Below are 22,716 nucleotides of genomic sequence, written 5' to 3' on the forward strand. Positions count from 1 at the left end.
CTCGCCGGGCCAGGCGGCCCGGGGAATCTTACCAGAATAGCGGGGTGGTGTTTTCAGCCAGAAACGCCAGCAGGGTTTCGTTGACCGCCGCCGGATTTTCCTTGTTGCTGATATGCCCGGCGTTGGGGATCAGCACATGTTGACAGCCGAGAAGATCGGCCATGCGCTGGCCTTCCGCCGGCGGGCGCGGTTTATCCTGCGCGCCGGTGATGACGATGCTGGCGGCGGTGATGTTTTTCAGCAGCGGCAGCTTGTCGGGGCGACCGAAGATCATCCGGCCCAGCGGGACGATGCTCTCGCGCAGGCGATCGGCGGGCAGGCTCTGCAGATGGGCCAGCAATGGCTGCGACAACGCATCGGGTACTTCGTCGGAATAAAACTGCGCGGCGATGTATTCCAGCAGCGGCGAAGTGATGGCGCCGGCCTGTTCAACGGCGTCCAGCATGCCCATATAGCGCTGCCGCGCCTCCGGCGTTTCGTCGCCCAGATAGCTGTCCATCAGCGCCAGCACCTTGACCCGCTCCGGCGCCAGCGCCGCCAGTTCGGCGCCCCACATGCCGCCGACGGACAGGCCGACGATGCCGAACTCTTCAATATCCAAATGATCCATCAGCGCCAAATGATCGGCGGCGATATCCGACAGGCTGTTTCGCCCGGCCGGCAGCGCCGGTGAGTCGCCGTGGCCCCAGAGATCCGGCACGATCAGGCGGTAGCGTTTCGCCAGCGCTTCGAACTGCGGTGCCCACATGTTCAGATCGAACAGATAGCTGTGGCCCAGCAGCAACGGAAAGCCTGAGCCCACGTCGAGATAATGCAGGGATTTGCCCATCGTTGGCATCTTATCGGTTCCTTATATAAAGAGAGTCCGGCTGCTTATATCACACTCATATTCAACCTGCGGTATTAATTTACCTTAAATTACTTAGGTAAACCCTTATTTTTAATTTCTCTTGATAACAAGACGTCAATGAAAGGTGACGTTAAGGATAATATTCTGGTGACGATAAGAGCCTTGGTTTATGCTGGCGCTCCTTTCAAGATGGAATAGGTAAACAGGGAGTCACGATGAAAAGACTTTTCAGACTATTAATTATTTTGCTTGTCATTTTGCTGCTGGCGGCGGTGCTGTGGTGGTTCTTCGGGCGTGGTAATCCGAATGCGCTGTGGCAAATCGTCAGCCAACAGTGCGTGCCTAATCAGCAGCAGAACAACGATCCGGCGCCCTGCTTAAAGGTTGATTTAACCGAGGGTTATGTGCTGTTTAAGGACAGCAAAGGCCCCTATCACGATCTGGTGATGCCAACCGAAAAGGTCAGTGGCATCGAGAGCCCGGCATTGCAGACGGATCACGCGCCGCCTTATTTCGCCCAGGCCTGGAATAACCGGGAACATATATCCGGCGAGCTGGGTAAACCGTTAAAAGATGCGTGGCTTTCTCTGGCGGTCAATTCGAAATATGGCCGCTCTCAGAATCAGCTGCATATTCACGTTGCCTGCCTGCGTCAGGATGTCTATAACGCGCTGGGGCAGCAGGCGGAACAATTAGATCAACAGTGGCGCCCGCTGGCGGTGAAATTGGTCGGCCACCAATATCTGGCCAGAAAATTGGCGGGCACCGATTTAACCCAGGAAGATCCTTTCCGGTTACTGCAGAACTATGTGGTCGAGCAGGGCGACAGCATCGGCAATTATGGCCTGGCGCTGGCGGTCAGCCCACAGGGCGAGATGCTGCTGTTGGCGAACCGTTTGAAGTTGACCGACCTGAACCTGGGCTCGGCCGGCGAAATTCAGGACTACCAATGCGCGGTGGCGGGGAACTGAAGGTGATGACAACCCGCCGGCTGCTGCGTTAGCCGGCGGCTGTAGTGCGTTCAAAGCTTCTTCAGCAGTTCCAGCAGCTGCGCTTCGCTTTTCTCCGCCAGCCCGTCGATGGCCAGCTTGATGATGTCGGAGCGGGTGATACGCACGATGCCGCTGCGCGCCGCCTGTACGATCACCTCATCGATGGCTTCAATGTGGTTGTCCGTCAGGCTGACGGAGATCGCCTTGTAGGTGCGCTTGCGGCCGGCCGGTTTAGCTTCCGGCGCGGGCGCCGCGACCGGCAGCGTGTGCGAGGTGGCGCTGTTGATGAATTCGTCTTCCGACATGCGGTGGGTCGGGGTGCGTTTCTTCACAGGATCACCTCTTTCACCAGGCATTCAATTTCGCTCTGCGCCTTTTCGTTGTTCGCCTCATGCACGGTGATGGCCTCGCCCCAGGCGTCGCGGTAAATCTTGCGATCGCACAGGCGGTGGCTCACCAGGGTGAACTCCGGGTATTCGCTCAGCACCTGCGCCGCTTCGTTGGCTTCATTGATGAAGATGTTGGTCGGGCACATGTTCAGCACGATGTAGCCTTTGACCTTCTCGTTGTATTCCTGCGCGGTGGAGAACATCTCCGACAGATAGCCGACGGTGTCGAGATCCATCTGCGAAGGGCGCAGCGGCGAGAGGAACAGATCGGCGGCCAGCAGCCCGGAGCGCAGCTCGGCGCTGTCGCGGCCGGCGGTGTCGACGATCACGTAGTCGTAATGACGATCCAGCTCCAGCAGCGTTTCCTTGATTTTGCCCGACGCGGCCACCACCGGAATGTGCGGCAGCCCTTCGACGTTCTGGCGGTCGTTGTACCAGGTCATGATCGATTTCTGGTCGTCGGCATCGACGATGATCGCCGTCTTGCCTTGCTTAAGAATCAGATACCCGGCGATATTCACCGCTTTCGTCGATTTGCCGACGCCGCCTTTTTGCGAGCCAATCAGGACAATCATGCTGCCATCTCTCAAGTTATTAAGCTGATAACTTATTAAGTTAATGCGCTTATTAGGTTGATAATCAAACAGGTTAACAAGAACAACTCGCGAACAATATGCACCAACTGCGGCGGCTTGCCAAGCCAGTATGTTGTTAACTGCGCAGCTTATTTTGCGGTGAATCGGCAGGATGGGTAAGTAGGAATTCTCTGGGAAGTGGCGATGCGGAGGCGGGTTTTGTTAATTTAACAGCTTAATAAGTTAGTGACCCATTAAGCTGTTGTCGACATTATTTCTTCATCATCGCCTTCAGGTTGGCGAACGGGTTGTGGGTGGCGACGCCGACATCTTTCTGCGCGTCTTCACCGGCCACCACCGTCGAACCGTATTGATCGGCCTCGGTGTATTTCGAGTGCTCGTGGTCGTGGCAATACAGGCACAGCATTTCCCAGTTGCTGCCGTCTTCGGGGTTGTTGCTGTGATCGTGATCGATGTGGTGCACCGTCAGTTCGCGCAGGTTGGAATAAACGAACTCGCGCGAGCAGCGCCCGCATACCCAGGGGAACAGTTTCAGCGCTTTTTCGCGGTAGCCGGTTTCCAGCTTCGCATAGTTTTTGGGGATATAGGCCATGGTGGTCGTCCGTCGTGAATCACTATGCGGCAAATAATACCACACTGCGTGCGGTTACAACGTGCGGCTCATCCTGCCGCTAGCGAAACGTCTCCACCGCCCAGTCGATAAACGCCCGCAGTTTGCCGCTGAGGTGGCGGTTGGACGGGTAGACCACGTACATCTGCTCCGGCGGCGGCTGCCAGTCGTGCAGCAGGCTGACCAGTTCACCGCTGTCGAGGTGCGGCTGCGCCATAAAGCGATAGGTCTGGATGATGCCCAACCCGGCCAGGCTCGCCGCCAGCAGCGCGTTGCCTTCGTTGATGCTGACCGGATAGCGTTGCTGGATGGCGATCTCTTTGCCGCGCTCGACATAGCGTTGCGGATGGATGCGGTCGTTGACCGGATGGCGATAGTGCACCATCGGGAAACCCTGCTCCAGAGCGCACGGGTGGCGCGGCGTGCCGTGGCGCGCCAGGTAGGCCGGGGTGGCGCAGCTCACCCAGTCCAGATCGAACAGGCGGCGGGCGATCAGGCTGGAATCGGCCAGCGGGCCGCTGCGGATCACGCAGTCGGTGCTGTCGCTAATGAGATCGATAACGCGGTCGCCGACGCTCAGATCGATCTGTATCTGCGGGTAGCGCGCCAGAAAATCGGGCAGGGCGGGCAACAGCAGCCGGCGCGCGGTGCCGCCGCCGGTGTCGATGCGCAGCACGCCTTGCGGAGAGCTTTGCGATTCGGTCAGGCAGCCTTCCATCTGCTCCAAATCCGCCAGCCATTTCACCGTATTCTGGTAATAGCATTCGCCTTCGCGGGTGACCGACACGCTGCGGGTGGTGCGCTGAAACAGCTTGGTCTGCAGGTGATCTTCCAGGCTCTGGATCAGCTTGGTCACCGTGGCTTTCGGCATGCCCAGCGAATCGGCGGCGCGGGTAAAGCCGCCGGTTTCCACCACGCGGTTAAACACCCGGATGGCGAGTAGATGATGGTCCATAGGCTCTCAGCGCAACGCCCCGGCGGCGGCCGGGGCGCGTTTCTGTGGATAAATAAGGATTAACACTGTTTAGCGCCTATCACGCCGGAGCGCAAGCTGAGGCCGAACACCAACGCGGCGGAGAGGATCAGTGCGCCGCCGAACAGCATGGCGCTGCTGACGCCCTGCCAGTCCACCACCTCGCCGCCCAGCAGTGCGCCGGAGGCCAGCGCGATCTGCACCACGCATACCAGCAGCGCCTGGCCGGCTTCCGGCGCCTGCGGCACCGCGGCGAACATCCAGTTGGTGGCGCATACCGGCACCGCGCCGAAGGCCAGTCCCCAGACCATCACCATCAGCGTGGCGCCGCCAAGGCCGCTGAGCAGCGGCGAGACGATGAGGATGGCTGCCAGCATGGCGGCGATCAGGATGAAGGTGGCGCGCAGGCTGTATTCCCCCAGACGCTCGCCGAGGAAGGTGCCCAGCAGGCCGATGGCGCCATAGGCCAACAGCTGCAGCGAGATTGCCGACGGGCTGAGGACGAACACCTGTTGCAGCAGGGGCCGCAGATAGGTGTAGGCGGCGAAGTGGCCGATGAACAACAGCACGATGGCGATCAGGCCGATGCGCGCCATCGGCAGGCGCAGCGGCAGCACCAGATCGCGCGGCGTGACCGGCCGGGAAGGCGGCACCGAGGTCAGCAAACGCAGCTGCGCCAGCAGTACGCCGACCGCCAATGCCGCACCGCCGAAGAAGGCGGCGCGCCAGCCGAACAGATCGCCGATCAGCGCCCCCGCCGGCACGCCGCACACTGCGCCGACCGAGATGCCGCTGAGGATCAGCGCGGTGGCGCGGCCCTGGCTGGCTTCCGGCACCAGATGGCGACCGTAGTTGGCGGCGAACGACCAGAAGCCGCCGACGCAGATGCCCAGCAGCACGCGGCCCAGCAGCATCATCGGGAAGTTGACGGCCAGTGCCGCCACCAGGTTGGAGACGATCAGCAGCAGCGACAGCCCCAGCATCAGTAAACGCCGGTCCAGGCGGCCGGAAATCAGGCTTAATGCGGGGGCGGCCACCGCCGCCACGATGCCGGGCATGGTGACCATCAGCCCGGCGGTGCCGGTGCTGACGCCGAGCGAAGGGGCGATGTTGGTCAGCAGGCCGATCGGCAGAAACTCGGTGGTGACCATGACAAAACAGGCGACCGTCAGCGAGAAGATCGCCGGCCACGGGGATGATGCAGGTTTATCTTTATTATTCAGCATAATGCCGCTCGTCTTGGGTGAATGCGCAGGCGCGCTCGGGGCGCGGTGTGACCGAAGTCACAATCTACGGCAGGCCGAAGCCGCGGATAAATCCGTTTGCGGTGGTTACACTGTTTCTGAGGGGAAACAATCGCCGGCGGCGAGTGAAAACGCGGCTTGCGCCGCGCTGAGGGAAAGGAATAAAACGGCATAAGGTTATGACCGAATGCCGCGTGGCGTTTACAGCCCCGGCGCTTTCCACAGCGAAGTGGTCAGGCCGTTATCCACCAGCGTCAGCTGATCGGCGTAAACCTGCCGCCAGGTTTCTTTCTGTTCCTGATACAGCGCGTGGTGGGTCATGTCCGGCTGATGCTCGCGCTCCCAGCGCACCAGGCGCTCGCCGGTTTCGGCCAGCGACTCGTACAGCCCGGCGCCGACGCCGGCGGCGATCGCACAGCCCAGCGCGGTGGCCTCTTTCACCACCGGCACCCGTACCGTCAACCCGGTGACGTCGCTGAGGATCTGGCTCCACAGCTTACCCTTGGCCCCGCCGCCGGCGAACACCAGCGAGCGCGCCTGCACGCCGGAGAAGGCGGCGATCTGCTCCAGGTTGCAGGCGGAGACGATGGCGGCGTTCTCCTCCAGCGCGCGGAACAGCGTCTGTTTGTTGCAGCGCTCCGGGTCGATCGACATATTGATGAACGACGGCGCCGCGTGGTACCAGGTTTTGAAATGCATGGCGTCGGAAAAGATCGGCATCACGCCGTAGGCGCCCGGCGGCACCCTGGCCGCCATCTCTTCCAGCAGGCTGTAGGCATCGACCCCCAGCCGCTCCGCCAGCAACTTTTCCTCCGCGCAGAAGGCGTCGCGGAACCAGCGCATGGTCAGGCCGGTAAAGAAGCTGATGGATTCCGCCTGCGCCATGCCGGGAATGACGTGGGGGTTGATGCGGATGTTCATCTCCGGATCGATGGCCGGCTCCGGCAGATTGACGATCTGCTGCCAGAAGGTGCCGCCGAGCACCGCCGTCTGCCCGGCGCGCACGATGCCGAGCCCCAGGCTGCCGAGCTGCACGTCGCCGCCGCCCATCACCACCGGGGTGCCGCGCAGCAGCCCGCTCTCCTGCGCCGCCTGTTCGGTGACGCGCCCCAGCACGCTGCCGGTCTCTTTCACCGGCGACAGAATATCGGCGCGCAGCCCGGCCATGTCGAGCAGCGCCGGGCGCCAGTCGCGGCTGGTCAGATCCAGCATGCCGGTGGTGCCGGCGTTGGAAGGATCGACCGCCAGCTCGCCGCTGAGCATGTTGGCCAGCCAGTCGCTGATCATGGTCAGCGTCGCCGCCTGGCGGTAGATGTCCGGCCGATGGTGCGCCAGCCACAGCAGGCGCGGCATGGCGCTCAGCGCCAGCGTCTGGCCGGAGTATTGATACACTTCGCGTTCGAAGCCGTGGTTGTGCAGCTCTTTCAGCTCGCTCACTTCGCGGCTGGCGCGCGCATCGACGTTGGCGCAGGCCCAGATCGGCACGCCGTTGCGGTCGTACAGCACGATGCCTTCACGCATCGAACAGCAGGCCACCGCGCGTATCGCCTGCGCCGTCAGCCCGGCGCGCTGCAAGGCCTGGCGAATGCACTGGCAGGCCAGCTGCCAGTTGCGGCTGAGGTCAAACTCCATCGAGCCGGGCACGCCCGGCACCGCCAGATGTTGCCACTCCGCCTGGCCGTGCGCGATCTGGTTGCCCGCCACATCGAAGATCACCGCGCGAATGCTGCCCGTTCCTGCGTCCAGCGCCATCAAGTAGTTGTCCATAGCCTATGCTCTCAGGGGGAGGAGTGTTAACTATAGATGCCGCCGCCTTACCCCGCCGGGGGAGGAGTGGGCGTCGCCGCTGCGATTTGTGAGCCAGGCGGCAAAATTGCCGTTGCGGCGGGCAATCGACGGGAATAAACCTATGGTTGGAAAGAGTCATTTTGCGGTACGCCGTTTAAACAAGGAGTTGCCATGCACGTCACATTGGTTGAGATCAACGTTAAACAAGACAAAATCGACGAATTTATCGATGTTTTCCGCGCCAATCATCGGGGGGCAATCGAAGAGCCGGGCAACCTGCGCTTCGACGTGCTGCAGGACGAACAGATTCCGACGCGATTTTACATCTACGAAGCCTATCGCGACGAGCAGGCGGTGGCGGCGCACAAGCAGACCCCGCACTACCTGCAGTGCGTGGAGAAGCTGGAAGCGCTGATGACCGGCCCGCGCAAGAAGACCACCTTTATCGGCCTGATGCCTGAGTAATCGCCGGCGTTTGCCGGTGTCCATGCGCCCGGTTTGGTTGTAACCTGCAAGCTAAAGCGAATTTTCAATGGGATAAGCGGGGCGAGGATGACATTGCGCGATCGGCTGTTGGCGCTGTTGGTGGTGGTGATCTGGGGCGTGAATTTCGTCGTGATCAAGTTCGGTTTACAGGGCATGCCGCCGTTTCTGCTGGCCGGAATGCGTTTCTTGCTGGTGGCGTTGCCGGCGATCTTCTTTATCCCGCGCCCGACGATCCCGTGGAAATGGCTGCTGCTGTACGGCATGACCATGAGCTTCGCGCAGTTCGCGTTTCTGTTCGTCGCTATCAAGGTGGGGATGCCGGCGGGGCTGGCTTCGCTGGTGTTGCAGGCGCAGGTGTTCTTCACCCTGCTGTTGGGTGTCGTGCTGATGGGCGAAAAGCTGCGCGTCAACCATTTTGTCGGCATCGCTATCGCCAGCGGCGGCATGCTGGTGCTGGCGCAGGCCAGCCTGCATAAGCCGGGCAGCGGCGCGGTCCCCCTGGCGGGCCTGCTGCTGACGCTGGCGGCGGCGTTTTCCTGGGCGCTGGGCAACCTGACCAACAAGAAGATCCTGGCCGGTTTCCCGCAGCGTAATATTTTATCGCTGGTGGTGTGGAGCGCGCCGATCCCGGTCGTGCCGTTCCTGGCCTGCAGCTGGCTGTTCGACGGCCCGCAGGCGGTGCTGAGCAGCCTGAGCCATGTGCAGGTCGGCACCTGGCTGGCGGTCGCCTATCTGGCGTTCGCCGCCACGCTGTTCGGTTATTCGGTGTGGGGCAGCCTGCTGGGGCGCTATGAAACCTGGCGGGTTGCGCCGCTGACGCTGCTGGTGCCGCTAGTCGGGCTGTTCGCCGCCTGGCTGCTGCTGGACGAAGCGCTGTCGCCGGCGCAGTTCGGCGGCGCATTGCTGGTGCTGGCCGGCATGGCGGTCAACACCTTCGGGCTGCCGCGCCGCCGGGCGGCGATCGCGCGTTAAACCGAACAGGGCAATTCTGTTCAATACGTTGTCGGCGGCGGTCGGCATTCTGGCGCCTGTGAATACTTTCTCAGGTGCCCATCATGAATATCTACCTTTCCATGGCCGCGTTTGCGCTGGCGGCCTCCATCACCCCCGGCCCGGTCAACATCGTCGCCTTGAGCGCCGGGGCGCAATTCGGCTTTGGCGCGACCCAGCGTCACGTGTTCGGCGCCACGCTGGGGTTTACCCTGTTGCTGGTGCTGCTGGGATTGGGCATGCACCAGCTGCTGACCCTGTGGCCGGCGCTGACCCGTTTGATTCAGTGGGCCGGCGTGGCCTTCCTGCTGTTTATGGCCTACCGGCTGGCGTTTGACGACGGCAGATTGGGCAACGGCGCGGCGCGGGCGCCTTCCTGGCGCTACGGCGCACTGATGCAATGGCTGAATCCCAAGGCGTGGCTGGCGTCGGTGGCCAGCCTTGGCGCCTTTGTCGGCGATGGCGACATCCGGCTGCTGTGGCAGTTCGCCGGGCTCTACTTCGTGATTTGCTATGCCTCGGTGGCCTGCTGGGCCTATGTCGGCGCGATGCTGCGCGGCCTGCTCAGGCAGGCGCGCAACGTGCGGCGTTTCAACCGCGCGATGGCGCTGCTGTTGGCGGCCAGCGCCTGCTATCTGCTGGCGGAGGGTTTTTGATACTGCCCCGGCGTGGCGGCCAGCAGCTGCTTGAAGGTGCGCTGGAAGTGCGCCTGATCGGCAAAGCCGCTTTCGCTGGCGGCCGCAGCGATCGGCAGGCCGCTCTTCAACAGCCGATGGCCGTGCTGCACGCGGCGGTTGACCAGATAGGCGTGCGGCGTCATGCCGTAGCGCTGGCGGAAGGCGCGGATCAGGTAAGAAGGGGACAGCGCGGCGGCGCGGCAAATGTCGTCCAGCGTCAGCGGTCGGGTGCAGTGCGCGTCGATAAACGCCGCCGCCGCTTCCAGTCGGGTATGCGCCGGTGCCTCCGGCTGGCGGACATCGCCCAGCACGAGCTGCAGGGCGCTGAAATACTCCACCATGGCGATCTGTTTTTCCAGCGCGCAGCACAGCGGATCCGTCAGCAGCGCATAAAGCCGGTTCAGGCCGTGGAACAGCGCCGGATCGCGGCTGAGCGGCTGGCTGAACGGAACAAAACGGTCACCGTCGCCGCCGAGCAGCTCCTGCTGCAGCGCGCCGAGCCAGGCGAGATCGAGATAGAACATGATGTACGACCAACGGCGATCGGCGATGGGGTTGCAGGCATGCGCCTGCTGCGGGTTGATGACAACCAGATCGCCGGCGCTGACCTGCATGCGCCGCTCGCCGTTGACATAGGTGCTGACGCCGCCGGTGATGGCGCCGATGGAAAAGAATTCGTGGCTGTGCAGGCTGTAGCACACCTGGCGGCCATCCTTGATGGCGCGGGCTTCGACGAACGGCAATTGCGGATCGCGCCAGAACTGCGGCGTTTTTTCACTCATACGCTTTCCTTTTCACTGCGGCGGCATCACAGTGTTATAGCCTGAAAGCGTCAAGGGGGGGAATGGCGGATGATGATTTTTAACGTGTTCGGCCGTCTGCTGGGCGTGAAGCGCATCGGGGACGAATGGCGGCTGTTCCGCGTGACGCTGCCGGAGCGCAAATATGCTCCCAGCTACGATATCGTGCTGCCGGCCGACCTGCGCGAAGAGGAGGTCGCCGGCTATCTGGGGGATATCTATCACGAGGCGGCGACGCCACAGCGGCCGGACGTGTTTCGCGTCGAATAGCGCGGCGCGTCACTCTTCCGCGTTGCGCGCCATCATGCGGCGTTGATGTTCCTCGCCGGCGGCCTGGATCTCTTCCAGCACCGAGCCGACGTCGGCACGTTTCAGGATTTCGCTGAACCGGCCGCTGAGGACGCTGTCCGGCGTCAGGTTGCCTTCCTGATACAGCGCCCAAATCTCTTTGGCGTATTGGCTGTCGCGCAGCTCCGGCGCGAACTGGCCGTAATACTCGGCCAGATTGCCGATATCGCGCTCGAACATGCTTTTGGCGTGGTTGTTGGCGGCGGCGTCCACCACCTGCGGCAGATCGATGATCACTGGCCCGTCTTTATCCATCAGTACGTTGAATTCCGACAGGTCACCGTGCACCAGCCCGGCGCACAGCATGCGCACCGCGTAGTTCATCATCAGGGCGTGATCGGCGCGCGCCTGTTCCGGCGTCAGGATGACATCGCTCAGGCGTGGCGCCACCAGGCCTTCTTCGTCGGTGATCAGCTCCATCAGCAGCACGCCGTCCAGGCAGATGTCCGGCTGCGGCACCCGCACCCCGGCCTTGGCCAGCAGATACAGCGCGTCCACTTCGGTGTTTTGCCAGGCTTCTTCCTGCTGCTGACGGCCGAATTTGGAGCCTTTGCTCATGGCGCGCGCGTCGCGGCTGTTGCGCACCTTGCGTCCTTCCTGATAGTGAACGGCCTGCTTGAAGTTGCGCTTCTCGGCCTCTTTGTACACTTTGGCGCAGCGGATCTCATCGCCGCAGCGCACGATAAACACGTCGGCTTCTTTGCCGCTTTTCAACCGGCGGATGACGTCGTCGATTAACCCGTCATCAACCAGCGGCTGGAGTCGTTTTGGAATTTTCATGCAGCCTTGTACCCTATTTAGGCTCCGGTGTGAATGGCTTGCGCAGTTGATAGCGTAAGTTAGACCCGAAAGGCAAACATTAGTTTTGCCGCCGCGTCATCATTACGCGGCGGCGGGCGCTCACAGGCTGGCGGCCGGCACCCAGACGCTGACGCTGCCGGCGTTGACCGGGAAATGGGCGCTGCCCTGGTCGTCGGTGGTGATCTCCTCCTGACGGTTGCCGAGGAAATCGCGCCAGGCGGTGTGCGCCAAATCGGCGCCCAGCGCGACGGTCTTGCCGCTCTCGCCGCCGTTGGTCAGCACCACCACGCAGCCGGGGGCCTCGGCGGTGCCGGCGCGGCTGAAGGCCACGCAGTGGCTGTCGTCGAAGTAGTCGGCTTGCGGGCCGTTGGCGAAACGCTGGCGGGCGGCGATCAGCTTCTCCAGCTCCGGGATCGCCGGCATGTCAATCTGGTACTCGCCGCCGTCGCGCCCCTTGTCGCGGTAGCTGGCGCCATACAGGTCGGGGTAAAACACGCAGGGCACGCCCTGTTCGCGCAGCAGGATCAGCGCGTAGGCCAGCGGTTTGAACCAGGGTTCCACCGGCGCTTCCAGCGATTGCAACGGCTGGGTGTCGTGGTTGGCGACCAGCGTTACCGCGTGGGCCGGATCGGCGGCGGTCAGGGTATCGGTGAAGATCTGCGCCATGTCGAAGCCGTCGCCCTGTTTCGACGCCTGATGAAACTTCAGGTGCAGCGCCACGTCGAACAGCATCACCTTGCCGTCCACCAGCTCGATGTATTGTTGCAGCGCACTCAGATCGTGCGACCAGTATTCGGCGACAATAAACAGGTCGCGCTGTGCGCTGCCGCGCACGTGATCCGCCCACTCTTTGAAGAACCAGGCGGGAATGTGCTTGGCGGCGTCCAGGCGGAAGCCGTCGCACGGCAGGCTTTCCAACAGCCAGCGTGCCCAGTATTTGAGCTCCTCCGTCACGGCGGTATTGCGGAACTCCACGTCGGCCCCCATCAGATAGTCGTAGTTGCCTTTTTCGTCGTCGACCTGATCGTTCCAGCCGTCGTCGCCATAGTCGTTGGCGATTTTGAACACCCCTTTGTCGTCCGGCTGCTCAACGTAATCGACGCCGCTGAAGCATGTGTAATCCCAGATAAACTTGGAATGCACGCCCTGACGGCCGGGAAAAGTGAAGCGGGTGTAGGCCAGCGCGTCGAAGCCCTGGTCGTCGATGTCGTTGCGGTTGTTGGCGTCCACCTTGAACACGTGTACCTGTTCTTTCTCGTCCGCGCCAAGCTTGTGGTTGAACACCACGTCGTAGAGTACCCCCACGCCGTGTTCGCGCAGCGTAGTGGCGGCGTGTTCGAGTGCCGCCTTGTCGCCGTATTTGGTGGCTACGCTGCCTTTCTGGTCAAATTCGCCGAGATCGAACAGATCGTAAGTATCGTAGCCGACGGAGTAGCCGCCGGAAGCGCCCTTGTAGGCAGGCGGCAGCCACAGGTCGGTAATGCCCAGTTCGGCCAGGTGCGGGGCGCGCTCGGCGGCCTCCTGCCACAGTTTGCCGCCGTCGGGGTAGTACCAGTGGAAGAATTGCAGCAGGGTGGTTTTTTTCGTCATGAGCCAGCGTCCCGGTTAGCCAGAAGGAGAGGAGCAGTTAAAGCATGGGCTACTTTTGGCAAAAGGGACAAGTTTGGTATAGGCGGCCCGAGAAGGCCGCCCGAGAGATGGCTTAACGCTGGCTGGCGTAATGAGGTGAGCGTGGGCCATAAAGAATGGCGCCGTTCTGACCTGTCGCCGATAACAGACGGGTGTTGGCGATGGCGCCAACATCAAATCCTTTGTCGCTGATGGTATCGGCGATTTGTGAAATCGCGGCGCTGATCACCATGCCCAGCAGGCCTCCGGAGTTGTTGTTGCCTTCGTTGCTGGATGCGGTGGCGGTGCCGGCCCACAGCTGTTTGCCGTTGCGCAAATCGACCAGGCGAGCGGCTACGGTAACGCGGGTTTCGCTGCTGATCACCATGTAGCTGGTGCCGTATTGCGTGACATCCAGATACAGCACGGTGTCGGCGCCGAAAATCTGGTGCAGTTTTTTCGGACTGACGGCGCGAATGTCGTTGGCGTTGGTTAGACCGTTTTGCAGGAAGGTTTCCTCCACTACAGCGACCGGCAGCACATAGTAACCGGCCTCGGCCAACGGCAGGGTGGCGCTGGCGAGTACGCTGTGGCTGGCTTTGATATCCGGCGACTGGTTAACCGGCGGCAAGACCAGAATCGACTTCGGCTTGCTCTCATGGAACGCCGCATAATCATAAGGCGTCTGCTTGGCGCAGCCGCTTAGCAACAGGGTGGCGGCAACGCCGAGTAAAGTGAGTACACGCTTCATTTAAAACTCCCCTTATCCCTGGCCATCAGGAAATTCATAAACGGCGCCGATTCCGGGAACAGCGTTTTTTCCGTGTTGAATTCACTCATTGCTTGTCCGTCGTTGCCGGTTTTGCTGTACAGCAGCCCCAGTTGCGCATGCAGACCTGGTGGTACGGCTTTATCCTTGGCGCGGGATTTCTCGACGATCTCTTTCAGCGTGGCGATCTGCTGCTTAGGGCTTTGCCCCTCCTGCTGGTAGTATTGATAGAGAGAAGTTTGGTAGCCATCCCAATTGTAAAGCGTTTTCGGCGCGGCGCAGCCGGCCAGCAGGGTCGCTGCAAACAGCGCCCCGCCCATTTTTTTAGTTATCATCTTTCTGCTTCTATTCCGTTAGTTAGCAGGGCGCCATGCGCCATTTTCGATACCGGTGACCAGGTTATTGACGGCTTCACGCACGGCCAGGTCCAGCACCTTGCCGTTAAGGGTGGAGTCGTAGCTGGCGGTGCCCCCGAAACCGATGATTTCGCGATTGGACAGTTCGTATTCACCGGCGCCCTGAGAGGAAAAGACGACTTCTGAGGTCTGTACGTTTACGACGTTCAGATTGACTTTGGCGTAAGCGACTTGTGATTTACCCCGGCCCAAGATCCCCCACAGCTGATGATCGCCGACTTCTTTACGGCCGAATTCGGTGACATCGCCGGTAATCACATAATTGGCGCCTTTCAGCGTTTGTGCCTTCCCTTTAATGCCGGCTTCAGTTTTCAGCTCTTCCATGTTGGCGCGATCCAGCACGTTGAAACGGCCAGTCTGTTGCAAATGCGTGATCAGGATAGTCTTGGACTGATTGCCCAGTCGATCGACGCCATCGGAGAAGATGCCGTTCATGTAGCTGGAGCGGTTGTCGAATTTACCGACGGCGATAGGGCTGCGTGGGCCCTGATAAGTGGTGTTGTAGGAAGCGACTTTCGGCACTTCCAAAGTGCGAGAAGATTCGGTCGCGCAGCCCGCCAGCAAGGTGACGGAAAGGGCGACGGAACAGACGGCGAGTGATTTTTTCATTGGCGTGCAATCTCTCCATGAGCATAAAACAGCGCGGGAGCAACCCGCGCCCGACGTTGATATAACGAGCGTTGTCGCCGTTATAGAAACGCCGCGATCCTGCCATGAATATGTAACAAATTACAACAATATATCGGCATTAATGCCGCTATTAACATTGTTGTAACCCGTTGGAATGCAATGGATTAGTCTCGATTTTCTCTCTTCATTACAGTGTTTTTCACGATTGTGTATTTTTTGTCTGGGTTATTGTCTTTTTAATCTTAAATACATGGCCATTAATCCTGAAATATTTTAACTAACCAGTTTTTTGTATTGATTAATGTTACGTTTTGCATCAGCTCCTGTGTTATGCCGGGGTTCATGACGGCTTGATGATCCGTTAAGGTAGTGAAAATTAGGTAACACTATCAACCGAGTGTCATTTTTTATCGGTAGCTAATCGGGGATATCAATCGTGAACATCAGGGATTTCAGAGCATTGGCGCGCAGTTTGGTCAGAGAATTCGGCATGTTGAACAAGCAGAGCAACGGCTCGCGTTTTTCGCCGCTGCAGATCCATCTGATGATTGAAGTCAGCGAGCAGCCGCTGGGCGTCACCGAGCTGGCGGCCCGGCTTTGCATCGACAAAGCCAGCGCCAGCCGGGCGCTGCGCAGCCTGGTTGCCGCCGGTGTGATAGAAACGGTGGATCATCCGGATGACAAGCGGCACAACCTGCACCGGCTGAGTAAAAAGGGCGGCAAGGCGCTGGCCGGCATCGAGAGCGACGCCGACGGTTTTATGCAGGCGGCGCTGGCGCAGTTGGACGACGATGAGCTGGCGAGTACCACCGCGGCGATGAAAAAGATGACCGCGGCGCTGCGCAGCGCGCGCAAACAGCGCGACGCCAACCTGCGGGTGCGGCCGATTGCCGCGCGCGACGATGCGGCGATGGCGGCGATCATTCGCGATGTGTTTCGCGAGTACGGCATGGACAAGATGGAAGGCGTCAGCCTGCACGATCCGGATCTCGATCGTCTGACCGGTCTGTATCGCGACAACGGCGGCCACTACTGGGTGCTGGAGCGGGACGGGCAGGTGGTGGGGGGCGTCGGCATGGCGCCGCTGGCGGGCGAAGAGCCCGGCTATTGCGAGCTGCAAAAGCTGTTCTTCAAACCCGGCGCGCGTGGGCTGGGCATGGCGCGCTATATGGTGGTGCAGGCACTGAAGGCGGCGCGGGCGGCGGGGTATCGCTACTGCTACCTGGAAACCACCGAACAGTTGAAAGAGGCGATCGGGTTGTACTACGCGTTGGGATTCACGCTGCTGACGGAACGGCGCGGCAACACCGGCCATCACGGTTGCAACGTGTGCATGCTGAAAAATCTGAAGAACGACGATATGTGAGCGGTTTCAAGGTTAGCGCCCGCGCCTTGTGCCACCCTGTTAACCGTTTGATAACAATCACAACGTTTTATCAGGGAGGAAACTATGTTGGGGGATCCGATGGCGCTGTCCGCGCTGGTCACGCTGGTGGTCATCGCGCTGTGGGCCAGCGCCCGCTTGCCGGAGTATTTGGTCGCGCTGCTGTTCTTCGCGGCGGTGATGGTGTTGCAGCTGGCGCCCGCCGCGGTGACCTTTTCCGGTTTCGCGTCTTCCGCATTCTGGCTGGTGCTTAGCGGTTTCGTGCTGGGCACCGCCATCCGCAGCACCGGTTTGGCGGATCGCCTGGCCAACCGGCTCTTGCCGCACCTGGCCGGCTCCTGGCCCCGCCTGGTGGGCGGCGTGGTGGCGATAAGCTACGCGCTGGCGTTTGTCATGCCCTCCAACATGGGGCGCATTACGCTGCTGATGCCGATCGTCATGGCGTTGGCCGATCGCGCCGGTTTGGGGGAGGGCTCGCGCGGCCGCATCGGTTTGGCGCTGGCGGTGGGGTTCGGCACCTTCCAGCTCTCCGCCAGCATCCTGCCGGCCAACGTGCCCAATCTGGTGATGAGCGGCGCGGCGGAAAGCGCCTACGGCAGCCACTTCGCCTATCTTTCTTACCTGCTGTTGCACGCCCCGGTGCTCGGGATCGCCAAAGGCGCGCTGCTGACGCTGTGCATCTGTGGCCTGTTCCGTGCGCGGCCGCAGCCGGTGGCGGCCGAGGCGGCGCAAACCCCGCTCAGCGCCGCCGAATGGCGGCTGATCGCGCTGTTGGGCGTCACGGTGTTGCTGTGGATGACCGACAGCTGGCATGGCATCGCTCCCGCCTGGATCGGGTTGGCGGCGGCCTGCGTTTGCCTGTTGCCGCGCATCGGATTTCTCAACGGCGAGCAGTTCGCCGCCGGGGTTAACGTGCGCACCTGCATCTACGTGGCGGGGATCCTGGGGCTGACCGCGCTGGTCAGCCACTCGGGGCTTGGCGATCGGCTGGGCGGTGCGCTGCTGGCGATGATGCCGGATCTGCACGGCAAACCGTTCACCGCATTCGGTTCGCTGGTGGGGATCACCGCATTGCTGAATTTTGTGGTGACCGCCAACGGCGTGCCGGCGCTGTTTACCCCGCTGGCGCAGGCGTTGTCTGCGGGCAGCGGCTTGCCGCTGCTGACGGTGCTGATGACCCAGGTGATCGGTTACGCCACGCCGCTGCTGCCGTATCAGGCTTCGCCGATCGTGGTGGCGATGGGGATGGGCAAAGTGCCGGCGCGTGAAGGGTTGAAGCTGTGCCTGCTGTTGGCCGCGCTCAGCTTTGCGCTGCTGGTGCCGCTGGATTATCTGTGGTTCAGACTGCTGGGGTGGATCCCGTAAACCGACCGGCGCGTTGGTGGGCAGATAAAACAAAAGGCGGCCTGAGCCGCCCTTTTGCGCGATTGCCGGTGTGGCAATTAATTGTAGATGATCGCGGTACCGTGCAGTTTGTTGTCGCCGGTGGTTGCGATGATCTGGAAGGATTTGGCGCCAGCTGCGTCGGCTTTGGCCGCCAGTTTGTTTTCCAGGCTGCTCAGGTCGGACGCACCGCTGACGGTGACGACGCCGGCTTTTTGCAGATCGGCCGGTTGAGCGTTGACCAGTTCGGCGGCGAAGCTGCCGAAGGAGACGGAAGCCAGTGCGATGGCGGCGATGGTCATTTTCAGGTTTTTCATAGTCTTATTTCCTATCTGTGTTCTTTACAATGTTTGTTTGGTAAGGTCGTTAAATTAATTAACGATCGATAATTTAATGTTAGATGCCGGTTTGACAGATTGCAAGTATTTTTTTAATGCTCGTTAATTAATTTTTTTTACGCCCTGGCGTTGTGAGCAAAAGAACAGGCAATCCGTTGGCTTAATGCGTTGTTATTGATAGATTTCTGCAGTGCCGTGCAGCTGGTTGTTACCGCCGGCGCCGATGATGCGGAAGGATTTTGCACCGGCCTGATCGGCTTTGGCTGCCAGGCTGCTTTCCAGCGAGGTCAGATCGGATGCGCCGCTGACGGTGATGACGCCCACTTTCTGCTGGTCAGCCGGTTGGCTCTGGACTAAATCGGCGGCGAAGCTGCCGAAGGAAACGCTGGCCAGAGTGAGAGCTGCTAGGGTTAATTTTAAGTTTTTCATAATGTTATTTCCTTTCCGATAACGGTGAATAGAGGGTTTTAATCCGCTTCGCTAACTTATCTTAACGATCGATAACTAAATGCTAATAGGTTCTCGACGAGGGCGCAATATTTTTTTATAATGATCGTTAAGTTATTTGTGCTAACCCTGCTGTGGAGCGGGATAGGAGAGGAACGATGAGCATCAATGAAACGGTCTGCGGCAAAAAAAGCCGTGGCAGACCGAAACAATTTGATCGCGACCGGGCGCTGGAAAGCGCGCTCGATCTGTTCTGGCGGCACGGTTATGAAGCTACCTCGCTGGCCGATCTGGTGGAAGTGACCGGCGCCAAGGCGCCAACGCTGTATGCGGAATTCGGCAACAAAGAAGGGATGTTCCGCGCGGCGGTGGAGCGCTATCTGCAGAAATATACGGTTTGCGCCAACCAAATGCTGGAGCAGGATCTGCCGGTGGCCGAGATCGTCGAAGCCTACGTGCGTTCTTCCGCCGAAGTGTTTACCGACCCCGACACGCCGTCAGGCTGCTTTATGGTGTGCGCCTCCGCCGCGCTGTCGTCGGCGTCCGATGATGTCGCCCAGATGCTGCGCAGGAAGCATCATGCGCAGGAAGCGGCGCTGAAGGCCTGCTTCGATCGCAAGGTGCAGCAGGGCGAACTGCTGGCGAAAACCGACACCGCGCTGCTGGCGAAATACGTGATTTGCACCATTGAAGGCATGTCGGTGCAGGCGCGTGAAGGGGCAAGCCGGAGCGATCTGCTGCGGTTGCTGGAGGCGTTGATGCTGGTGTGGCCGCGGCTCAGCCAGATTGGCAATAAGGTGTAACAACCGGCCCGGCTTTTACCGGGCCGTGTAACCCATTACTGATTGACCGGGATCACCGCGCCCTGGTATTTCTCGCGGATAAAGTCCTGAATCGGTTTGGAGTGCAGTACCTTGACCAGCGCCACGATCTCCGGTTTGTTCACGTCGGCCTTGTGCACGGTGATGATGTTGGCGTACGGGTTGTTTTCGCCGCTTTCGACCGCGATCGGATCTTTGGTCGGATTCAGCCCGGCGTCGATGGCGTAGTTGGCGTTGATCACCACCGCGTCGCCTTCGTCGTTGTTGTACATTTGCGGCAGCAGCGCGCCCTCAACGTTGGCCTGGAACTTCAGGTGTTTCGGGTTTTCCACCACGTCGCTGATGCGCGCGTCCACTTTGCTCACCCCCGGCTTCAGCTTGATCACGCCTTCCCGTTCAAAAATAGACAGGATGCGGCCTTCTTCCGCCACCGCGTCGCGCATGATGATTTTGCCGTTTTCCGGCAGATCTTTCAGGCTCTTGTACTTCTTCGAGTAGATGCCGATAGGCTCAATATGGATCGCGCCGGCGCTGACGAAGTCGTAGCTCTTGTCGTCGGCGTGGTCTTTCAGCACCGAGTTCAGGTAAGGCACGTGCTGGAAGTAGTTGGCGTCGATGTCGTGGCTGGCCAGCGCGGTGTTCGGCAGGATGTAGTCCTGGAAGCGCTTGATCTGCAGATCGATGCCTTCCTTCGCCAGTATCGGCTTGGCCTGTTCGAGGATCTCGGCGTGCGGCACGTTGGAGGCGCCGACCACCAGCTTGGTCGCTGCCGTGGCGCCAAAAGAGGCGAGGGTGGCGACGGAGGCGAAAGCCAACATCAGTAGGTGCTTTTTCATCATCGTTTTCCTTGGTTAATTAACGTTTATCGAGCGTTCTTGTCAGGGTGTCGCCGATGAACTGAATGACGAAAACGATCAGCAGAATCGTCAGCGTCGCCATCAGCGTCACGTCACTGTGGTTGCGTTGGAACCCTTCCAGATAGGCCAGGTTGCCCAGGCCACCGGCGCCGATCACCCCGGCCATCGCGGTGTAGCTCACCAGCGCGATCAGGGTGACGGTGATGCCGGAAACCAGCGCCGGCGAGCTCTCCGGCAGCAATACGCGGAAAATCAGGGTGCGGTTTTTGGCGCCCATCGAGCGCGCCGCCTCGATCACCCCTTTGTCGACCTCGCGTAGCGCGATCTCCACCAGCCGGGCGTAGAACGGCGCCGCGCCGACGATCAGCGCCGGCAGGGCCGCGTCCGCGCCGAGAATGGTGCCGATCAGCGATTTGGTGAACGGGATCAGCAGCACGATCAGAATGATGAACGGAATGGAGCGGAAGACGTTGACCAACACGGAGATCAGCGAGTAGACCGCCCGGTTCTGCCACAGCTGGCCCTTCGAAGTTAAAAACAGCAGCACGCCGAGCACGATGCCCAGCACCAACGTGGCCAAACCGGCGATGCCGGTCATGTACAGCGTTTCCCAAGTGGCGTCCCACAGTTGATCCAGACGCAGGTGGGGGAACAGGGATTCAATCATGTTGGATAACCTCGACGGCGATGTCTCTTTCGTGCAGCAGGCTGAGCATGTCGGCGACTTGTTGTTCGTTGCCTTCGGCGTGGATGTACAGTTCGCCGAACGAACCGTTGAGGGTGTGGCTGATCTTGCCGTGCAGAATGTTGATGGTCAGGGCGTAGCGCCGGATCACTTCGGCGATCACCGCCTGATGGGTTTGCACGCCCACGAAGGTCAGCTTGAAAATCGCCCCCGGCAGATGGGCGGTGAGCAGCGGGTTGAAGCTCTCTTCGGTATCCGCATACTGCGACACCTGTTTGACGAACTGCCGGGTGATCGGCTGCTGTGGTCGAGTGAACACGTCGAGCACCGGGCCTTCTTCGACGATGCGGCCGTTTTCCATCACCGCCACGCGGTGGCAGATTTTGCGCACCACGTGCATCTCGTGGGTGATCAGCACGATGGTCAATTTCAGCTGGCGGTTGATGTCCAGCAGCAGGTCGAGAATGGCGTCGGTGGTCTGCGGATCGAGCGCCGAGGTGGCCTCGTCGCACAGCAGCACGCTCGGGTTATTGGCCAGCGCGCGGGCGATGCCGACGCGCTGTTTCTGGCCGCCGCTGAGCTGCGACGGGTAGGCGTCTTCGCGCCCCTGCAGGCCGACCAGCGCGATCAGTTCCGCCACGCGCGGCGCAATCTGCGCCTTGGGCACGCCGGCGATCTGCATGGAAAAAGCGATGTTTTGGCTGACGGTGCGCGACCACAGCAGGTTGAAGTGCTGAAACACCATGCTGATTTTCAGGCGCGCCTGGCGCAGGTGGCTGCCTTTGGCGCGGGCGATATCGAAGCCGCCTACTTCAATGCGGCCGCTGGTGGGCGTTTCCAGGCCGTTAAGCAGGCGGATGAGCGTGCTTTTGCCGGCGCCGCTGTAGCCGATGATGCCGTAAATTTGCCCGGCCTCTACCGCCAGACTGACGTTGTCTACCGCCACGACGCGGCCCTGTGTGCTGTCAAAAGTTTTGCAAACGTTCGAAAGAACGATCATAGCGAAGCGGATCCTTATCGATACTTCACAGCATTCCGTCCAGAGCGCGGTGCGCCGGACAGGGATCGTTCGGCTTTTCTGCGGGGCACAACCCGGCGGGGAGTGGCGGACGGAACCTCTGTTGCGGGTGAATACCGGGCAATCCTACCGAGGGTTTATAGTGACAGGAAGAATGTAAATTCTATTACTTATTCTGATTTGATATATAAACCGGCGGGTGAAACAGGGGGGAGAAAACCGGCCGCAGGGCGGCCGGCGGGAGGGCTAGCGTTTGTCCAGCTTCATGTGCAGCAGCGGGAACGGGTTGCCCTGGCCGTCGAGCGGCGAGCGGCCGGTGATGACAAACCCGTAGTGGCGATAGAAGCCGCTGGCCTGCGGGTTTTGCTCATTCACGTCCAGCTGCAGTTCATCGTGTAGCGTTTCCGCGTGGGTCAGCAGCGCTTTGCCCACTCCTTTGCCGCGCTGATCGGCGTCGATAAACAGCATCTCCACCTTGTTGCCGTTCAGGCCGATAAAGCCGCAGGGATGCCCCGGCCGCTCTTCGGCCACCCAGACGTTAACCGCCGGCAGGTAGTCGTTCAGCACCAACGGGAACAGCTGCGCGATGTTGTCTTCGGTTAAAAAATGGTGAGTGGCGCGCACCGAACGCAGCCAGATATCTGCCAATTGCGCGTTGTCTTCCGCCGCGCGTGCTCTGATGGTAATCATCGAACTCTCTGCTATCTAAGTTGGAGGAAAAAAACTAGATAGAGGTTTTGTGGGGTTAGTGCCGAATTAACGTGGGTTAACGCCCTGCAAAGCGCCTCTGCAGTGGATCGAATAGGCCCGCCTTTC

27 protein-coding genes are annotated in these 22,716 nt (G+C 60.6%); 8 read left to right on the forward strand and 19 right to left on the reverse strand.

Annotation, left to right across the window (positions count from 1 at the left end; translation table 11 throughout):
• Nucleotides 1-28 precede the first annotated feature (28 nt).
• Complete coding sequence (locus tag ACJ8QI_RS02740; RefSeq protein ID WP_308343072.1) at nucleotides 29-829, reverse strand: alpha/beta fold hydrolase; 801 nt, start codon at nucleotides 827-829, stop codon at nucleotides 29-31.
• A 236-nt stretch (nucleotides 830-1,065) separates the two neighbouring features.
• Here ACJ8QI_RS02740 and ACJ8QI_RS02745 point away from each other — a divergent pair, with 236 nt between their 5' ends.
• Complete coding sequence (locus ACJ8QI_RS02745) at nucleotides 1,066-1,821, forward strand: CDP-diacylglycerol diphosphatase (RefSeq protein WP_070914052.1); 756 nt, start codon at nucleotides 1,066-1,068, stop codon at nucleotides 1,819-1,821.
• A gap of 50 nt (nucleotides 1,822-1,871) precedes the next feature.
• On the opposite strand, the gene ACJ8QI_RS02750 is transcribed toward ACJ8QI_RS02745, so the two are convergent.
• The 6 genes from ACJ8QI_RS02750 to lsrK all read right to left on the reverse strand — a co-directional run bounded on the left by ACJ8QI_RS02750 (nucleotide 1,872) and on the right by lsrK (nucleotide 7,421).
• The gene (locus ACJ8QI_RS02750) at nucleotides 1,872-2,174 is read right to left on the reverse strand and encodes a hypothetical protein (RefSeq protein ID WP_049201052.1); all 303 of its coding nucleotides are present in this window, start codon (nucleotides 2,172-2,174) and stop codon (nucleotides 1,872-1,874) included.
• Nucleotides 2,171-2,806: an AAA family ATPase gene (locus tag ACJ8QI_RS02755; protein ID WP_038879975.1), complete on the reverse strand. Its 636-nt coding sequence runs from the start codon at nucleotides 2,804-2,806 to the stop codon at nucleotides 2,171-2,173. The genes ACJ8QI_RS02750 and ACJ8QI_RS02755 overlap by 4 nt, the downstream gene beginning before the upstream one ends.
• A 271-nt stretch (nucleotides 2,807-3,077) precedes the next feature.
• Nucleotides 3,078-3,419: an HNH nuclease YajD gene (gene yajD / locus ACJ8QI_RS02760; RefSeq protein WP_016928619.1), complete on the reverse strand. Its 342-nt coding sequence runs from the start codon at nucleotides 3,417-3,419 to the stop codon at nucleotides 3,078-3,080.
• A 79-nt stretch (nucleotides 3,420-3,498) separates the two neighbouring features.
• Nucleotides 3,499-4,392 carry a LysR family transcriptional regulator gene (locus ACJ8QI_RS02765; protein ID WP_442532040.1) on the reverse strand — a complete coding sequence of 298 codons (894 nt, stop codon included), beginning with the start codon at nucleotides 4,390-4,392 and terminating at the stop codon, nucleotides 3,499-3,501.
• A gap of 59 nt (nucleotides 4,393-4,451) precedes the next feature.
• The gene (locus tag ACJ8QI_RS02770; protein ID WP_048233016.1) at nucleotides 4,452-5,636 is read right to left on the reverse strand and encodes an MFS transporter; all 1,185 of its coding nucleotides are present in this window, start codon (nucleotides 5,634-5,636) and stop codon (nucleotides 4,452-4,454) included.
• 219 nt (nucleotides 5,637-5,855) lie between these two features.
• Nucleotides 5,856-7,421: an autoinducer-2 kinase gene (gene lsrK / locus ACJ8QI_RS02775; RefSeq protein ID WP_060421069.1), complete on the reverse strand. Its 1,566-nt coding sequence runs from the start codon at nucleotides 7,419-7,421 to the stop codon at nucleotides 5,856-5,858.
• A 192-nt stretch (nucleotides 7,422-7,613) separates the two neighbouring features.
• On the opposite strand from lsrK, the gene lsrG reads away from it, so the two are divergent.
• The 3 genes from lsrG (at nucleotide 7,614) to ACJ8QI_RS02790 (ending at nucleotide 9,574) form a co-directional block, all read left to right on the forward strand.
• Nucleotides 7,614-7,907 carry a (4S)-4-hydroxy-5-phosphonooxypentane-2,3-dione isomerase gene (gene lsrG / locus ACJ8QI_RS02780; RefSeq protein ID WP_043146917.1) on the forward strand — a complete coding sequence of 98 codons (294 nt, stop codon included), beginning with the start codon at nucleotides 7,614-7,616 and terminating at the stop codon, nucleotides 7,905-7,907.
• A gap of 87 nt (nucleotides 7,908-7,994) precedes the next feature.
• Nucleotides 7,995-8,900, forward strand: coding sequence for an EamA family transporter (locus ACJ8QI_RS02785; protein WP_049201041.1), 906 nt, complete (start codon nucleotides 7,995-7,997; stop codon nucleotides 8,898-8,900).
• 83 nt (nucleotides 8,901-8,983) lie between these two features.
• Nucleotides 8,984-9,574: a LysE family translocator gene (locus tag ACJ8QI_RS02790; protein ID WP_060440448.1), complete on the forward strand. Its 591-nt coding sequence runs from the start codon at nucleotides 8,984-8,986 to the stop codon at nucleotides 9,572-9,574.
• On the opposite strand, the gene ACJ8QI_RS02795 is transcribed toward ACJ8QI_RS02790, so the two are convergent.
• Nucleotides 9,550-10,377, reverse strand: a complete 828-nt coding sequence (locus ACJ8QI_RS02795) for a helix-turn-helix domain-containing protein (protein ID WP_442532041.1) — start codon at nucleotides 10,375-10,377, stop codon at nucleotides 9,550-9,552. The two genes, ACJ8QI_RS02790 and ACJ8QI_RS02795, sit on opposite strands and share 25 nt — an antisense overlap.
• A gap of 69 nt (nucleotides 10,378-10,446) precedes the next feature.
• Between ACJ8QI_RS02795 and ACJ8QI_RS02800 the strand changes: the two genes are divergently transcribed.
• Nucleotides 10,447-10,665 carry a DUF7661 family protein gene (locus tag ACJ8QI_RS02800; RefSeq protein WP_442532042.1) on the forward strand — a complete coding sequence of 73 codons (219 nt, stop codon included), beginning with the start codon at nucleotides 10,447-10,449 and terminating at the stop codon, nucleotides 10,663-10,665.
• Nucleotides 10,666-10,674: 9 nt separating this feature from the next.
• Here ACJ8QI_RS02800 and ACJ8QI_RS02805 read toward each other — a convergent pair whose 3' ends face one another.
• The 5 genes from ACJ8QI_RS02805 to ACJ8QI_RS02825 all read right to left on the reverse strand — a co-directional run bounded on the left by ACJ8QI_RS02805 (nucleotide 10,675) and on the right by ACJ8QI_RS02825 (nucleotide 14,946).
• Nucleotides 10,675-11,523, reverse strand: a complete 849-nt coding sequence (locus ACJ8QI_RS02805; protein ID WP_060421079.1) for a PA4780 family RIO1-like protein kinase — start codon at nucleotides 11,521-11,523, stop codon at nucleotides 10,675-10,677.
• A gap of 120 nt (nucleotides 11,524-11,643) precedes the next feature.
• Entirely contained in the window at nucleotides 11,644-13,134 is a 1,491-nt protein-coding gene (gene amyA, locus ACJ8QI_RS02810; protein WP_336843098.1) for an alpha-amylase, read from the reverse strand.
• Between the two features lie 112 nt (nucleotides 13,135-13,246).
• Nucleotides 13,247-13,903 carry a DUF799 domain-containing protein gene (locus ACJ8QI_RS02815; RefSeq protein ID WP_060421088.1) on the reverse strand — a complete coding sequence of 219 codons (657 nt, stop codon included), beginning with the start codon at nucleotides 13,901-13,903 and terminating at the stop codon, nucleotides 13,247-13,249.
• Nucleotides 13,900-14,256 carry a DUF4810 domain-containing protein gene (locus ACJ8QI_RS02820; RefSeq protein WP_442532043.1) on the reverse strand — a complete coding sequence of 119 codons (357 nt, stop codon included), beginning with the start codon at nucleotides 14,254-14,256 and terminating at the stop codon, nucleotides 13,900-13,902. The genes ACJ8QI_RS02815 and ACJ8QI_RS02820 overlap by 4 nt, the downstream gene beginning before the upstream one ends.
• Nucleotides 14,257-14,274: 18 nt before the next feature.
• The gene (locus ACJ8QI_RS02825) at nucleotides 14,275-14,946 is read right to left on the reverse strand and encodes a CsgG/HfaB family protein (protein ID WP_004939528.1); all 672 of its coding nucleotides are present in this window, start codon (nucleotides 14,944-14,946) and stop codon (nucleotides 14,275-14,277) included.
• A gap of 481 nt (nucleotides 14,947-15,427) precedes the next feature.
• Between ACJ8QI_RS02825 and ACJ8QI_RS02830 the strand changes: the two genes are divergently transcribed.
• Nucleotides 15,428-16,333 carry a bifunctional helix-turn-helix transcriptional regulator/GNAT family N-acetyltransferase gene (locus ACJ8QI_RS02830; RefSeq protein ID WP_080347957.1) on the forward strand — a complete coding sequence of 302 codons (906 nt, stop codon included), beginning with the start codon at nucleotides 15,428-15,430 and terminating at the stop codon, nucleotides 16,331-16,333.
• 84 nt (nucleotides 16,334-16,417) lie between these two features.
• Nucleotides 16,418-17,716: an SLC13 family permease gene (locus tag ACJ8QI_RS02835; protein WP_060440445.1), complete on the forward strand. Its 1,299-nt coding sequence runs from the start codon at nucleotides 16,418-16,420 to the stop codon at nucleotides 17,714-17,716.
• A gap of 77 nt (nucleotides 17,717-17,793) precedes the next feature.
• On the opposite strand, the gene bhsA (ACJ8QI_RS02840) is transcribed toward ACJ8QI_RS02835, so the two are convergent.
• Both bhsA (ACJ8QI_RS02840) and bhsA (ACJ8QI_RS02845) read right to left on the reverse strand, forming a co-directional pair.
• Nucleotides 17,794-18,051 (reverse strand): multiple stress resistance protein BhsA, encoded by a 258-nt coding sequence (gene bhsA / locus ACJ8QI_RS02840; protein WP_004939517.1) that lies wholly within the window; start codon nucleotides 18,049-18,051, stop codon nucleotides 17,794-17,796.
• Between the two features lie 192 nt (nucleotides 18,052-18,243).
• Entirely contained in the window at nucleotides 18,244-18,501 is a 258-nt protein-coding gene (gene bhsA / locus ACJ8QI_RS02845) for a multiple stress resistance protein BhsA (protein ID WP_060421097.1), read from the reverse strand.
• Between the two features lie 176 nt (nucleotides 18,502-18,677).
• On the opposite strand from bhsA (ACJ8QI_RS02845), the gene ACJ8QI_RS02850 reads away from it, so the two are divergent.
• Entirely contained in the window at nucleotides 18,678-19,322 is a 645-nt protein-coding gene (locus ACJ8QI_RS02850; RefSeq protein ID WP_049201030.1) for a TetR/AcrR family transcriptional regulator, read from the forward strand.
• Between the two features lie 35 nt (nucleotides 19,323-19,357).
• Here ACJ8QI_RS02850 and ACJ8QI_RS02855 read toward each other — a convergent pair whose 3' ends face one another.
• From ACJ8QI_RS02855 to ACJ8QI_RS02870, 4 genes are all read right to left on the reverse strand, one after another.
• On the reverse strand, nucleotides 19,358-20,176 hold the full coding sequence (locus ACJ8QI_RS02855) for a MetQ/NlpA family ABC transporter substrate-binding protein (protein WP_038880058.1): 819 nt from the start codon (nucleotides 20,174-20,176) through the stop codon (nucleotides 19,358-19,360).
• Nucleotides 20,177-20,195: 19 nt separating this feature from the next.
• Nucleotides 20,196-20,864 (reverse strand): methionine ABC transporter permease, encoded by a 669-nt coding sequence (locus ACJ8QI_RS02860; protein ID WP_442532044.1) that lies wholly within the window; start codon nucleotides 20,862-20,864, stop codon nucleotides 20,196-20,198.
• Nucleotides 20,857-21,882, reverse strand: a complete 1,026-nt coding sequence (locus ACJ8QI_RS02865; RefSeq protein WP_442532045.1) for a methionine ABC transporter ATP-binding protein — start codon at nucleotides 21,880-21,882, stop codon at nucleotides 20,857-20,859. Before ACJ8QI_RS02865 ends, ACJ8QI_RS02860 begins: the two co-directional genes overlap by 8 nt.
• A gap of 264 nt (nucleotides 21,883-22,146) precedes the next feature.
• On the reverse strand, nucleotides 22,147-22,590 hold the full coding sequence (locus ACJ8QI_RS02870) for an acetyltransferase (RefSeq protein ID WP_015377088.1): 444 nt from the start codon (nucleotides 22,588-22,590) through the stop codon (nucleotides 22,147-22,149).
• Nucleotides 22,591-22,716 lie beyond the last annotated feature (126 nt).

Source organism: Serratia sp. CY84636 (assembly GCF_052166245.1).
GTDB classification, from domain to species: Bacteria; Pseudomonadota; Gammaproteobacteria; order Enterobacterales; family Enterobacteriaceae; genus Serratia; species Serratia nevei.